General features: G+C 67.2%; 8 protein-coding genes. 4 read left to right on the forward strand and 4 right to left on the reverse strand.

Annotation, left to right across the window (positions count from 1 at the left end; genetic code table 11):
* Positions 1 to 69: 69 nt before the first annotated feature.
* Together ACFV4F_RS37545 and ACFV4F_RS37550 are read right to left on the reverse strand one after the other, a co-directional pair.
* Positions 70 to 1,014 carry a hypothetical protein gene (locus ACFV4F_RS37545; RefSeq protein WP_380509549.1) on the reverse strand — a complete coding sequence of 315 codons (945 nt, stop codon included), beginning with the start codon at positions 1,012 to 1,014 and terminating at the stop codon, positions 70 to 72.
* 234 nt (positions 1,015 to 1,248) lie between these two features.
* The gene (locus ACFV4F_RS37550; RefSeq protein WP_380441819.1) at positions 1,249 to 1,986 is read right to left on the reverse strand and encodes a hypothetical protein; all 738 of its coding nucleotides are present in this window, start codon (positions 1,984 to 1,986) and stop codon (positions 1,249 to 1,251) included.
* 254 nt (positions 1,987 to 2,240) lie between these two features.
* Here ACFV4F_RS37550 and ACFV4F_RS37555 point away from each other — a divergent pair, with 254 nt between their 5' ends.
* Entirely contained in the window at positions 2,241 to 4,502 is a 2,262-nt protein-coding gene (locus ACFV4F_RS37555; RefSeq protein ID WP_380509552.1) for an ATP-dependent RecD-like DNA helicase, read from the forward strand.
* 85 nt (positions 4,503 to 4,587) lie between these two features.
* On the forward strand, positions 4,588 to 6,609 hold the full coding sequence (locus ACFV4F_RS37560; protein ID WP_380441815.1) for an AAA family ATPase: 2,022 nt from the start codon (positions 4,588 to 4,590) through the stop codon (positions 6,607 to 6,609).
* A 566-nt stretch (positions 6,610 to 7,175) separates the two neighbouring features.
* Here ACFV4F_RS37560 and ACFV4F_RS37565 read toward each other — a convergent pair.
* Together ACFV4F_RS37565 and ACFV4F_RS37570 are read right to left on the reverse strand one after the other, a co-directional pair.
* A complete protein-coding gene (locus ACFV4F_RS37565) occupies positions 7,176 to 8,189 on the reverse strand; it encodes a hypothetical protein (RefSeq protein ID WP_380509555.1) in 1,014 nt (337 codons plus the stop codon).
* 1 nt (position 8,190) lies between these two features.
* Complete coding sequence (locus ACFV4F_RS37570; protein WP_380509558.1) at positions 8,191 to 8,574, reverse strand: hypothetical protein; 384 nt, start codon at positions 8,572 to 8,574, stop codon at positions 8,191 to 8,193.
* A gap of 225 nt (positions 8,575 to 8,799) precedes the next feature.
* On the opposite strand from ACFV4F_RS37570, the gene ACFV4F_RS37575 reads away from it, so the two are divergent.
* Positions 8,800 to 12,810 (forward strand): CHAT domain-containing protein, encoded by a 4,011-nt coding sequence (locus ACFV4F_RS37575; RefSeq protein WP_380509561.1) that lies wholly within the window; start codon positions 8,800 to 8,802, stop codon positions 12,808 to 12,810.
* A gap of 860 nt (positions 12,811 to 13,670) precedes the next feature.
* Entirely contained in the window at positions 13,671 to 13,862 is a 192-nt protein-coding gene (locus tag ACFV4F_RS37580; RefSeq protein WP_380509564.1) for a helix-turn-helix transcriptional regulator, read from the forward strand.
* Positions 13,863 to 13,994: the final 132 nt, after the last annotated feature.

A 13,994-nucleotide genomic window follows, 5' to 3' on the forward strand; every position in this document is an offset into this window, starting at 1 on the left:
TCCCCCGCCGCCCACCTCGTCGAGGGGGCGCTCACCCCCACACCCACCAGCCCCCCTCTTCCCTGTCGGCTAGGACTCCTCTACCGCCCGGCGGATCAGCGGCACCGCCTTCTCCACGTCCGCCGACGAAGCGATCCGCACCTCCAGATCACCCGTACCCAGATGCCCGATCTCACGGACATCGCGCGTGAAGCCCGCCTCCAGCTCGACCGTGTCCGGGTCCAGCCGCAGGTACACCAGGATCGCCCGGTGGGACGCTGACGGCCGGAAGAGCACCGACGCCACGTTCAGCATCCGCCGGTAGGCGATGTAGTGCTTGAGCACCACCACCTCCAGCTCACCCGCCGCGATGAGCACCTCGTCCAGCTCGCCGTACAGCTCCCGTAGGGAGTCCGGCACCTCCACCTGCGAGCCCGCGGTTGCTGACACTTCGGCTGGCTCGACGTTCGTCTTGGCCGCCGGCGCGGCTGGCGCCTGCGCAGCGCCGGTGGCGGCGAAGCCCGGGACCGTCTCGATCAGCTGCAACGTCAGCAGGTTCGGACCGAACACCCGGTAACGAACCAGGTCGACCCGGAACTCCCGCTGATGGGCAGACGCAGCGACACGGTCGTGACGCGAGAACTCGCCCGCCACACAGATCGCTCGAGGCCGCCGCCAGTCGATCGCCTCCGCGACCTGGGCACCCAGCCGTCTACGCACCAACGCCTCGAACTCGTGCCGGTGCGCGGCCAGCCAGACGAGGTACGACATCGTCTGCGTGATCAGTCCGCTGTCGCGCCCACGCTTGAACTCCACGACCGTCGGCACGTTGTTCTCGTCCAGCCCCAGCGTGTCGATCCGCCCCTGGTGCCAAGGCCCCGTCACGTACTCCGACGCCAGGAACCGCACCCCCAGCATCTCCTCCAGCGCCCCCTCGGCCCGCCGCTGCAAGTCCCGTTCCCGCGCCACCGTCGAACCCCGCAGCTCCACGTCCCGGCCATCGCCACCCAGCCGGAACACCTTCAGGTCGGTCACCCACGCCCCCTTCGCACGACCGTACGCAGAGAGCAATCCAGAAGAGGAGCGCAGTATTCCTTCTCAGGGCAGACGTCTTGGCACGTCCGATCCTCCCCGTCGACTGAGTAGGGGTAGGGCGCCACCGCCCCCTAGCTGGGCGACCCGTGATGGCACTGCAGTCTTGCGTCGACGAACTGCAACCTCTTTGTAGCCGCCCTGCGTTCTGCGAGAGTCAACGGATCCATTTCGGTGTCATGGACCGAAAGCTGCTGGTTTTGGCGGGTACTGACGGTCGGGCTCTGCGACGTTCCGGTCGCTACGTGGCCGCGCGATCCGCTGACTCTTGGCGGGGCGCAGGATGGTGGCCGTACCGCGCTTGGGGCCGGTCATGCACAGGATGCACGCATAGTCGGCGGTTGGGTCCAGAGGCGCTCCGGGGTGGCGAGCGCAGCCTGACTGAGGGCGTTCACGGGCGAGTTCGCGCGAGATGACGAAGCAATGGCGGAGCTCATCGGTGACAGCGGCGAACTCCTCGTCCGTTGAGTCCAATCCGAGCTCGAAGATGAGCTCGTTGGCGCCGTAGATGTACGACTTGAGCATCTCGAAGCTGTATGGAGGCGGGGGCAGTTCGTAACTGTAGACCTGCGGCAGGTTCTCGCCGCTGGAGGCGGGTGGCGGAACGGGACGGCCTCGGCGGCGGTTGCCATTGCACAGCAGGCACTTACCCCAGCCCTCGGGGGGATCCGGGTCGACAGCGCCGTTGGGGTGGTAGCGGCAGGCGATCTCGGCTCGGACGGGGGTGAGATTGGATGCGGTGCGGAACGCGCTGTACAGCTCGTCGGACAGTTCCTCGAAGAGGGCTGGGTCGTCATCGGCACACAGGTCCTTGACAGCGTCGCCGATCGTGGCGTTCTTGGCACGCAGATCTCGAAGCAGGTGGGGGCGGCCAGCGGGCACGGAGTAGGTGCCCCGGCGTGGGTTGTAGCTCACAGCGCATAAATCGGTTTGTGGGCGAATCTAGTTGAGGTTCTTCATTCGACTGGCCCAGCACAGGAAGGATGGTTAGTCACCGATCGAGTGACTGCCGATTGAGGGGCGTCAGACGGGAATGGTGCCGTCCTGGCATGGGATGCGGCGAGTTCGCGAGCCACCGGGCTTCACCGAATGCTGCTGACATGGCGTTACGGTGCGCGCGTCGTTGTCGGCTTGGTCAGGAGTCGAACCAGTACTGCGAGGAGGCAAACGTGCCAGAGGAGAGCATTGAGGGGGTTGTCGAGCGAGTCGTGCACGTCAATTCGGCCGGGTTCACTGTGGTGCGCATGGCGGTGGCGGACGAGGAGGTAATGAAGGCGTCCGGAAAGGCACTCCTGGGGGTGCAACCAGGGGAGACGCTGCGCTTGACGGGAACGAGACGCCAGCATGCGGTGTACGGCGAGGAGTTCGCGGTGACGGGGTGCGAGTACATCGCGCCTGCCACGCTGTACGCGATCCGCCGCTACCTCTCCTCGGGGCTGGTGCGGGGAATCGGGCCCAAACTGGCCGAGGCCATCGTCGGGGAGTTCGGCGTGGAGACACTGCGAGTGGTGGACGAGACTCCGGAGCGGCTGCTGGAGGTCCACCTGATCGGTCGGACGCGCTACGCCGACATCGTGGACGCCTGGCACCGGCATCAGGACGTGCGGGAGCTGATGATCCTGCTGCAGTCGGCCGGGGTTTCGCCCTCGCTGGCGCCGAAGGTGGCGGAGTACTTTCGGCAGGAACTGCCAGACGGCGTGGACTGCGCCTCCGTGGTCGAGACGGTCCGGGAGAAGCCGTACCGGCTTACGGAGGTACGTGGGCTGGGTTTCCGCCTGGCTGACAAGGTCGCGCTCTCCCTGGGCTGGCCGGAGGTGGGAGCGGAGCGACTACAGGCCGGGCTGATTTTCGCTCTGGACGACGTCGGCGGCAGTGGGGACTGCTTCCTGGCTGAGCGCGAGCTCCTCACCCATTCCCGGGCGTTGCTGGGCGTCGAGGAGGACCTGCTGGTGCCGCAGCTAAACGCGCTCAGGGCGGCGGAGCGGGTGGTCGTGCAGCTGCTGCCATACAAGGGCGGTCAGGTGCCAGGTGTGTTCAGCCGCCGGATGTTCTCCATCGAGACACAGGTGACTGCGCACGTGGCCCGACTGCACCGCGCCCATACCCGGCTTGCCGTGGCCGCAGACTGGCGCGATGGGCCGCTGCCGAAGGGCGCGGAGGTCTCTGGACTGACCAGGCAGCAGGAGTGGGCGGTGCGAATGGCGATGGCCTGCCCGGTGGCTGTGCTGACGGGCGGTCCGGGATGCGGGAAGAGCTACACGGTCAAGGCGGTGGTCTCGGTTGCCGAGGCATTGGGTGTGCAGGTGGCGCTGGCCGCGCCGACAGGCCGTGCTGCACGTCGATTGAGTGAACTGACCGGGATGGTGGCCACTACGGTGCATCGCCTGATCCGCCCGCCACGTCACACGGCGGGCGGGGCGACGCTATTCGACCACCGCGACCCGCTGGAAGCGGGGCTGTTCATCATCGACGAGGCGTCGATGCTGGATGTACAACTCTTCGAACGGCTGCTGGAGAAGATCCCCACTGGGGCGCACCTGCTCCTGGTCGGCGACGTCGATCAGTTGCCCAGCGTCGGCCCTGGCCGCGTCCTGGCCGACCTGCTAGCCGTCAAGGCGATCCCACGCGTCCAACTCACCGAGGTCTTTCGCCAGAAGCGGCAGTCCGCGATCGTCCGGGCCGCCCATGACATCAACCAGGGCAAGCTGCCGGTCAGCCGCGGGGAGTTCTGGTTCATCCCCGAGGAGAACCCTGAGAAACTCGCAGAGACCGTGGTCGACATCGCCACCCGCCGCCTGCCTGCCCGCTTCAACACCAGTCCCGGCGAGGTCCAGGTGCTGTGCCCCAACCGCGGGCGTACGGCCGGGTCGGTGGAGCTGGCCCGTGCGATTCAGGACATCGTCAACCCAGTTGCAGACGGCGATGTACAGCATTGGGCAGACGGCCGGCCGTTTCGGCTCGGTGACCGCGTCATGGCGACCCGCAACGACATGCGAAAGGGCCCGGCCGGCGTGCTCAACGGCACCGGCGCGCTGATCACCGCTATCGACACCGGCCTACGCGAGGTCACGCTGCTGCTCGACGACGGCGACGAAGCCGTCTACGGCTTCGACGAGCTCGACGACCTGGTCCACGCCTACGCCGTCACCGTCCACCGTTCCCAGGGCAGCGAATACTCGTACGTGGTGGTACCCCTGTCGCTGTCCGGCGGAGGCCTCATGCTGCGGCGCAACCTGCTTTACACCGCTGTGACCCGGGCGAAGAAGATGCTGGTGCTGGTCGGTGAACGGGACGCGCTCAAGCAGGCAGTGGAGTGGCGTGCGCGGCTCCGAAAGACTGCCCTGGGCCCACGACTTTCGGACGCGTTGAACGGCACCCGACTGTTGTCGGACCCGCTGAGGCCGGCGGACGGACAGATCGCCCTGCCCTGAGTCTGTGTTTTCTAGCGGGTCCAACCGGGTGAATCCCGGGGCGCCGGTTTGGCTACCGGGTCGGTAGTGCGCCACAGTGCGCGCTGTGACGGATTCCGACGTCGTGGTGCCCGGGCCGGCTTGCACCGTGTGCGAGCGAGCTCTGAGCACAGAGAAGAGACGGTACTTCGCGCTGTACTGCTCGACAACATGCCGGAAGGAGGCGGCTGAGCGGCGCCGCACCGCCAACGCGGCCAGCGCAGTCATCCCGACCTTGCCCGCGTCGGCCATCGCAGTCCGGTCGACCCCGACGACGACGCGGGCATCGGCTCCGGATCAGCCAGTTGGCCCAGCCACGGTAGCCTGCCCGCCCCTCGAACCGCTGCTCGAAGAAGGTCAGCTTCGGTTCAGGGCCTCCCAGGCTCTCGCAGAGCTTTCCCCGGGGGCTGGCCGCGAACAGCGCGCACTGACGGGTCTGGGCGTTGACCGGCTGATTGAGGTGATCAAGGCTGCTGCCGCCACGCGGTCCTCGCTGGAGCGCTTGTACGGAGCGCTGGGCCTGCCGATGGCGTCGCTCACCTGGGGAGCACCGTCTGTCGGGCAACGCCAGGTTTCCCCTCCGGCCAGGGGGGATACGACGGCCGGGCCGACCCGCCTTGCCGTGACCCCGGCTACGCCGTCGAAACCGGGCCTCAAACCGACGCGAGAGCAGCAGCGAATTCTGTCGGCGTGCAGACGCGGCAAGAACCTGGTGGTGGAGGCTGGCGCGGGCACCGGAAAGACCAGCACACTGAAGATGGCATGCGAGCTGCTGCGCGGCCGCGGCCTGTACGTCGCGTTCAACCGCGTCACCGTCGACGACGCTCGGGCGAGCTTCCCCAAACACGTGGACTGCCGGACCCGGCATTCGCTGGCCTTCGCCACGGTCGGCCGCCACTATGGTCACCGGCTCGGTCCGCGGGTGCCGGCGGAGCGGTCGGCGGAGATCCTCCGGATCCTCGAACCGGTACGGGTCAACGGACATCTGCTGTTGGACGCGGCGGCGCAAGCCCGCATCGCCACCGAGGGGATCAGCCGCTTTTGCAACAGTGCAGATCCGGTGCTGATGAAGCGTCATCTGCCCATGCCGCCAGGGTTGACTAAGACCGAGGAACGGCAACTACGGACCCACATGCTGCCTTTCGCGCTCAAGGCCTGGGAGGACGTGTTGAACCCGGGCGGCCTGTTAGCGTTCGGCCACGACCACTACCTGAAGATCTGGGCACTGGGCGACCCAAAGCTACCGGCCGACTTCGTAATGCTCGATGAGGCACAGGACTCGCCGCCAGTGATTGCCCACGTAGTACGAAACCAGGAAGCGCAGCGGATCGCGGTCGGCGACAGCTGTCAGCAGCTCTACGCCTGGCTGGGGGCGGTGGACGCGCTGGCGAACTGGCCGGCTGAGGACCGTCTTGTGTTGTCACAGTCATGGCGCTTCGGCGAGGCCGTCGCTCATGAGGCGAACAAGTGGCTAGCACTCTTGGAGTCGCCCTTGAAGCTGTCCGGCACGAAGCTATTGGCATCACAAGTGGCAGACGAAGGGGACGGTCGGCGTCCGGACGTCGTGCTGTGCCGGACCAACGCCACGGCGGTGGCGCGGGCGATCGTGGCGTTGAACGAAGGCGTGCGACCTGGGCTGGTTGGGGGCGGCGCGCAGATCAGGGCGCTTGCGCAGGCGGCGATCACGCTGCAGGCGGGCAATGGCAGCACCCACCCCGAGCTGGCAGCCTTCCGCAACTGGGAGCATCTGCGCGAGTACGTCCGCAACGAGGAGGCCGGTGCCGACCTGCGCACGTTCGTCCAGCTCATCGACACCCACAGTCCGAAGCTGGTGATCGCGGCGGTAGACGCGATGGCCGTAGAGACCCAGGCGGAGCTAGTGCTGTCCACCGCCCACCGCGCCAAGGGCAGGGAGTGGAACCACGTTGAGATCGCCGGCGACTTCCCGCTCCCTCCCACAACATCGGACGGAGGGTTGGAGCCGCCGGAGCGGGCCGAGAGCATGCTCGCCTACGTCGCCGTCACTCGCGCCCGGCTATTCCTCAATCGCTCGGGCCTGTCCTGGGTGGACCAGTGTTTTCCCTACTGATCTCCTGCCCCTGAATCAGGGGCGGCGGCCTTCCGGATGGCGAGGCAGTCCTGCTCCGAGGAGCGATGGTTCCAGATCGCCGCTTTCTGCGCGATACGCCTTCCTGATGAGAGCATCGCAAGTGCCAGTTCTTGGAGGGTGGACGGCAGCCATTCTGCGAGAAGCCGGGCACGGTATAGGTCGACCTTGGGCGCCGTGCTGCGAGGCCGGGTAAAGAGGAGCTCGTAGCAGCCTGCCGCTGGTTCAACGCGCGGAAGGCCGAGGAGCGTTGCAGTGATGGACGCTCTGGCGGGGATAACAAGCCGTCTGCGTCGAGATCTCCGTAACAGAGGATGCGATGGATCTGGCGGAGCTCGGCGATGCTGGGCGAGAGATGCTTCGAAGGCGCGCGCCCGCCGCCGAGGGCACCGCGACCTGATCGCCAACCATCGGCTGGGGAGACCGTGAGGCGTGGGCGAAGGGGACAGGTGATGCCGGACTCGGGCTCGGACGGCTGCGACCAACCTGTCCCGTGTCCCCATGCGTCCTCCACGGTCGTCCGCGGACGCGCAGTAGCTACCGCGCGTTCACGGCAGGCTGGTGGTCGATACCTGTGTGTTGGCGGACACGGTGCCCTGACCACGTCCTTGCAGGAAGCGCGTGAGATCCCATCCCGTTTCGGGAGTGAGGCACTCCTCGTCCTCCGGGCAGATTCCGAGCTGGCGGGCGAGCGCGCGGGCATGCAACTGGGTGCTCGCCTCGATGAGTTGCGCGTAGGTGGCGGCGGCATCCCGGGTGCGGTGCCAGGCGGTGGCCGCAGTGACACCGGCGATTACGAGCCCCGGCCACCAGCTCGCCGTGAGCAAGAGGTAGAGCAGTGACCAGCCGGCCAGGGTGGTGGCACGCGTCAGGGCCTCACGGGCCGCGTTGATCTCGGTGCGTTCGGCTTCGGGCAGGGTGAACCACAGTGATGGCCAGACGACTCCGAGATCGAGGCGGTAGGTCCTGTCGAGACGGACCGTGACGGCATGGATGCGGTCACCGGTCCATGTGGGGCGTTGGGGTTCGAACTCGGAGATGCGAGTGAACCGTTGGTACGCGACGTCGAGGAGGGCGTCCCGTCGGACCGGTACCGGGTCGGCCGTACCGGCGGGCGGATCGGACAGGGCGGCGAGGGCTGTGCGGCGTGCGGCGGCGTCCCATTCCCGCTCATAGGCGGCCCGTTCGCGTTCCCACCTGCGGCGCCGTCTGTCGACGCATCGCCGAGCGAGCTGCCGCAACGGGGGCGGCCAGGTTTCCCATCGGCTCGCCAGCACGACGTACTCGCATGCTGAGCCAAGGGCTTGGGCGGCAAGTCCGGCCGCAACGGAGGCAAGTAGAAGCGCCGCCATGGCCACGGCCAGGCCGGGAAGGCCGGCCACCTTCATTGCGGTCGTCCAGTGCTTCACCTGGCGCACCAGCAGGGTGAGGTCAAGGGCATGGCCGTGACCGAGCATCCGGGCGGCCGCGACGGTCGACACGAACAACGCGCCGGGAAGGAGCAGTAGGGACAGCCAGCGTTCCGCCAACTTGCCGCTGAGTGTCGCCAATAGACCGCCCATGTCAGAGCAGCGTCCGGCGCAGCGCCAGGCCGTCGATGGCGCAGGTCGGAGCGGGAGCGACCGGATCGGGCCGGTCATACCGGCTGCAACGTCCGGTCGGGCAGATCAGGAGAGCCTCCCTCGGCCGGGAGGGCACAGCACCGGCGAGCCGCAGACCACTTGACGGGGATCGGTTGTAGCCGTACACGCCCAGGGCATCACCTGCCGCTTGCAGGGCCACGTGGAGGTCGTTCAGGGCAGCGGTGATGTCCTCGCCGGCGCGCACGGCTTCCAGGAGGCGGTCCAGCGGTTCGGTAGCGGGTTCCAGTGCTTCGCGGATCCCCGCCGCATCCCCGCAGACATATGCGATCGTGTCCGCAAGCTCATCGTCCGGCCCGTCAGCCATCTGCCCTCCCAGGAGTTGTTGGTCCGACTCGCGTGGCGCCTGCAGTAGCAGTTGACGCGTGGATCCGGCCCGGGAGGACGATATCGCAGGAGTGCTGGTAATCATGTCGGTACGTATGGATGGCGTTGGCAACGGCGCATGACGGTACGGTCTCTGACCGTACATCAGTTGTGACCATTGCCCGGAGCGCCGCCCGGCCGGCTGTCACCATCGCCGGAGAGCCAGATGCAGCACCAGCCGGGAGCCGCCTTGTACCAGGACCACCTGAACACTGCGATGGAGCAGCTGGGTTCGACTCGCTTGGCCGATGATCCCAAAGTCGCGCTTGGGCCCGAGATCCTCGCCAACGCGCAGCTGCTCGAGCAGAGCCTGCGGAAGGGCGAGGGCGGCGTCGGGGGGTGGCTGGTGCTGGGATGGGTGTACTTCTATCGCATCAGGGCTCAGGGGCCAGGGGCGAGCCGAAACGACTGGATCGCCGCTGTCGAGGCGTTCACACCCTGCTTCATCGCTGACGTGGAGCCCCTACCCGAGATTCTGCTCCCCCTTATTGTCGACAATGTCGTGAACAGCGCGACCTCGATTCTAGAGAAAGTCGACCGCTCCGAGGTCCGCGCAGTTGTCCGGCTGTGGTACCGCATCGTTGCGGCCACTGCACCTGATGACCCCATGCGAGCCCGGCGCCTGTCACATCTGGGTATCGCCCTGCAGCGGCAGTTCGACCTGCTCGGTGACCCGGCGGACCGGGATGCTGCCGCAGCTTTCGCCGAGGAGGCGGTGAGGGTCACCCCAGCGGATCATTCCCCGCCCGCGGAGATTCTGTTCAACGCGGGCTCCATCCTGTGGGGCAGGTTCGGAGTCACCCAGGAGCCTGCTGATCTCGAGAAGGCCCTTGACTACATGCAGCGGGCGGTGGCCGCAGGTCTTCCCGACTCACCGCTCCGGGGAGAGGCCCTGATCACGCTCGCGGTGGCTCTTCAGGAACGCTTCCAGCGCCGCACCGACCCATTCGACCTCGACGAAGCGATCGCTGTCTTCAGGGGGGCGGTTGCGGCTCTCCCGGTGGGGGAGGCGCAGCACTGCACTGCGCTGGCGCTACTGAGCCAGGCACTGCTCTCCCGATTCAAATCTGTCGGCACGTCAGCAGATCTGGAGGAATCCCTCGGCACTGCTCGGCAAGGCGTTGACCTAGCCATCCGCGAAGATGCCCTCACGCCGACCCTGTCGGCGAACCTCGGTGAGGTGCTGGTGATCGCCTTCGGACACAGCGGGGACCTCGCGGACCTGGACGAGGCGATCCACAGGCATCGGCAGGCGATGGAACTCGCCGAGTCGGAAGACCCGGAGTTTGCCGGATTCCTGTCGAACCTCGGAACTGCTCATCGGATCAGGTTCGAGCAACTCGGGAAGGTGGAGGATCTGGCTGAGGCCGTCCTGCTGAGTCGACGTGCGGCCGACCGTGTGCCGGCCGACTCCCGGCTGCTGCGCGCGGTTCTCGGCAACCTCGGACACGCCATGCAGACCAGCTTCGAAGCCAGCGGGGCGGTACGGGACATCGACGATGCCGTCGATGCCCTCGGGAAGGCCCTGGCGGTCACCCCGGCCGGACACTCCGAGCGACCAGAGGCGCTGTCCAACTACGGCGGTGCGTTGCAGGCGCGGTTCCGGCTGACGGCGGTGTCCGGCGACCTGGAGCTTGGCATCGTAGCCCTGCGAGAGGCGGTCGAGCTCGCGCCGAACCGCCATGTCGAGCGCGCGAACCACCTGTCCAATCTCGGCATCGCATTGAGCGCCCGGTTCAGATCCGTTGGAGAACTCGCGGATCTGGAAGCTGCAATCGCTTTCGGGGAGCAGGCAGTCGAGGCGACACCGGAGAACCACCCGGGCCTGCCGGGGCACCTGTCCAACGTGGCCCTCGCCCTGGCCGAGAGATTCAGGCGGTCCGGCACAACGGCCGATCTGGACGCCGCGATCTCGTACGGAGAGCAGGCTGTCGCGGCCACTCAGCCGGACCACCCGGACCGACCCAGGTACCTCTCCAACCTCGCGGGAGCCATGCAGACGCGATTCTGGCGTACCGGCGCGGAAGCAGACCTGGAGGCGGCGGTTCAGGCCAACGCCGAGGTCGCGCATCGTGCGGCGGCCGACGATCCTGATCGTGGATTGCTTCTGTCCAACCTTGCGATGTCCTTGGAGGCCAGGTACGGGCTCACCGGCGACCTGCGGGACCTGGATGACGCCGTCGAGCTGTTCGGTCGGGCTGCAGAGGTCACGCCGGTCGGCCACCCCGACCACGTAGGGTTCATCTCCAACCTGGGCGGCGCACTGCGCTCGAGGTTCACGGCCACCGGTGATCTGAGTGACCTTGAGTCCGCGATCGAAGCCGGCCGGCAAGCGGTGGTGGCCAGCCAGGCGGACCAACCCTCCCGGACGGCTGTGCTGGCAAATCTCGGGATTTCCCTGGTTGCCCGGTTCCAGGCGACCGGCCATGGCAGGGAGGAGGCGGTCGACGCCTTCGAGGCGGCGCTGAAGCTCACCTCCGGTGCGCCGTCCACTCGGATCCGCGCGGCGAGGGCTGCCGCGGCGCTGCTCGCTGAGTCGGAACCTGCCCGGGGAGCCGAGCTGCTCGCTGCCGCAGTCGAGCTGTTGCCGACCGTTGCAGAACGGTGGCTCAGGCGAAGCGACCAGCAGTACGAGCTCGGTGAACTGTCCGGGCTCGCCGGTGATGCCGCAGCGCTGCTGCTGGGCTGCTCCGGCTTGGAACCGCCTGCCCTTGCCGTGCTCGAGCGCGCACTGGTCGTACTGGAATCGGGGCGTGCGGTCTTGCTGGGCCAAGCACTAGAGAACAGGACAGACCTGACAGCCCTTCGGCAAGCCCACCCGCGCATGGCTGATCGGTTTGTCCAGCTGACCGACGTGCTCGACTCCGATGTTCCTGCTCCGCCGACTGCGGCCGTCCAGGCTTCCACGCGCGCCGGCGCGCGTGGAGCATCGCAGCCACTCGGCAAGCATCGGGCGGCCTTGGACCTTGGCGAGCTGATCGACGAGGTGCGCTCGTTGGAAGGTTTCGCGGGCTTCCTTCGCCAACCGGTCGCCGAAGACCTGATCAAGGAAGCTCGGTTGGGCCCCGTGGTGCTTCTCAACGTCAGCACGTACGGCAATGATGCCATTGCGGTGACGGAGAATGGCGTCAGCAGGATCCGCCTCGGAGGACTTGATGCCGAGTCACTCATTGGACGGATCAACGCCTTCTACGCTGCTCTTGTCACGGCCGGCGACCCGCAGGCTGCCCGAGCCGAGAGGATCCAGGCGCAACGTGATGTGTCGGCGGTCCTGGAGTGGCTCTGGGACGTCGTCGCCGAACCGGTTCTCCTGAGCCTCGGCCTGGATTCCCTGCCGGCACCCGATTCGCCGATGCCGCGCGTCTGGTGGCTTCCCGGTGGGATTCTCGGACTCCTGCCCCTCCATGCCGCCGGGTACCACCGTGACCCGCAGGACAGCCGCACCGTGCTGGACTGCGTGATCTCCTCGTACGCGCCGAGCATGCGTTCGCTGCGGTACGCACGGAGAGCCGTGCGAGCGGCTTCGACCGTCGACCGTCGGTCGCTGGTCGTGGCCATGCCTGTCACACCCGGTCTACCGAACGGCGCCCCACTGAGCAAGGCTGCGGCCGAGGCCGACTGGGTGGGTGCTCGCCTGCCCTCGCCGCAGACCTTTGTCGCCACCGCACCTCTGGACGGCCGGGCCGGTGCTGACGACCCGACAAAGGATAAAGTCCTCGCCGCGTTGGAACAGAGCGCCGTCGTTCACCTCGCCTGCCACGGGATCACCGACCGGACGGACCCGTCACGGAGCCGGCTCCTGCTCAGCGACCACCGATCCGACCCGCTGACCGTGGCGAGCCTCGCTCGGATCAACCTCGACTCCGCAGACCTCGCCTATCTCTCGGCCTGCAGCACCGCGGCGAACACCAACACCGATCTCATGGATGAAGCCATCCAACTGACCAGCGCATTCCAGCTGGCGGGCTTCCGGCATGTCATCGGGACGCTCTGGGAGATCGATGATGCCGTCGCGGAACAGGCCGCGAGGTCGTTCTACGACATGCTCGGGAACGAGTCGGGCGACCTTGCCATCCCCCGATCCGCCGAGGCCCTCCATCGGACGGTGCACAAGCTGAGGGACCGATACCGCGCTGCGCCGTCGCTCTGGGCCGGATACGTGCACTCCGGTGCATGACACGATGAAGGCCGCCGCGGATTTCGACCTCGTTCGGGTGGACTTCAGGACTCGGAGCCGATGCCAAGAGCGTCGTACGGGTGGTGTCGGGAGTGGTCGCAGCGTAGCGGGCGTTGAATGCCGGGGTGCGGTCGCGCTACGGCCATCGAGATTGGGCCAATGGCTTTTTCCTGTGAGAGAGTTAATGGTCACTGTCGGTGTGTGGTTGAAATGACACCCTGTTCGATGGGCTGAGGGTCACCACCAGCGCTTCGGCCTCGTCGACGTCGACTACGCCATCCAGCGCAGCACCCCGAGGGCGTCCCGCACCTGGTGTCGCGACCTGACCGCCGCCACCGAAGCGGTCCGTGAAGCAGGCCAGACTGTTAATGGCGCTGTTCCGCCCACGACACCCACCCATACGCGGGCCAGGGCGACATCCTGCACGTCCGCTGTCGGCTGAACCCCGACCGGATCAGCCAGCTGGCCCTTCGACCTACCGCTGGCGCGCAACGGTCGCCTCCAGCCCCGGCGCCGCGACGAAAGTCGTCGGCCGCAACCGGGGCCTCCTCTCGCAAACCTGTAGGCGTACAGCGGGGATAGCTGGCGTTTCGACGGGCCGGGAACAGCGGTATTCGCCTATGGCCGACGCTGGGCGGAACCGCGCCCCTTCACTCAAAACCTTGGGGATGAGGGGTTCGGTCGGCCTTGAGAAGCTGCTCGGTGGACCTTGCTCAGCTGGCCTCCAACGATGCTGTTTTCGAACACGCTGGAACGGTGTTCTGTCTGTGCGCTATCACATGGTGACGGCACGGCCAAGTCTTTCTCTTTCGTCGATATTTGGGCTCCGCGAATTCCGGTTCATCATGCAGGAGGAGCTCGTGCCCGATCAGTTCATGAGTGTGAAGCAGACTGCCGAGTACCTGAACATGTCCGTTGCCTGGGTGTACCGGGAGGCACCTCGGGTGGGGCTTGTTCCGTACCGGTTCGGTGGCGGGCGGAACGCGAAGCTTCAGTTCAAGGTCTCGGAGGTGCAGGCCTGGGTGAGGCAACAGCGCTTGTCCGGTGGGTGAGTCCACGGTGGTGGTGTGGGGGGGGGTCCGGGGCGGGGCGGCCCCCCCCGGTGGCGAGTGGGGGCCCGCCCCGCCCCGTCGCGGCGGGCCGGGCGGGGGGGGGGGGGGTGTATGAGGTGGGTGCCCCCGGGC

The organism is Kitasatospora sp. NPDC059722, from assembly GCF_042733235.1.
GTDB lineage: Bacteria > Actinomycetota > Actinomycetes > Streptomycetales > Streptomycetaceae > Kitasatospora.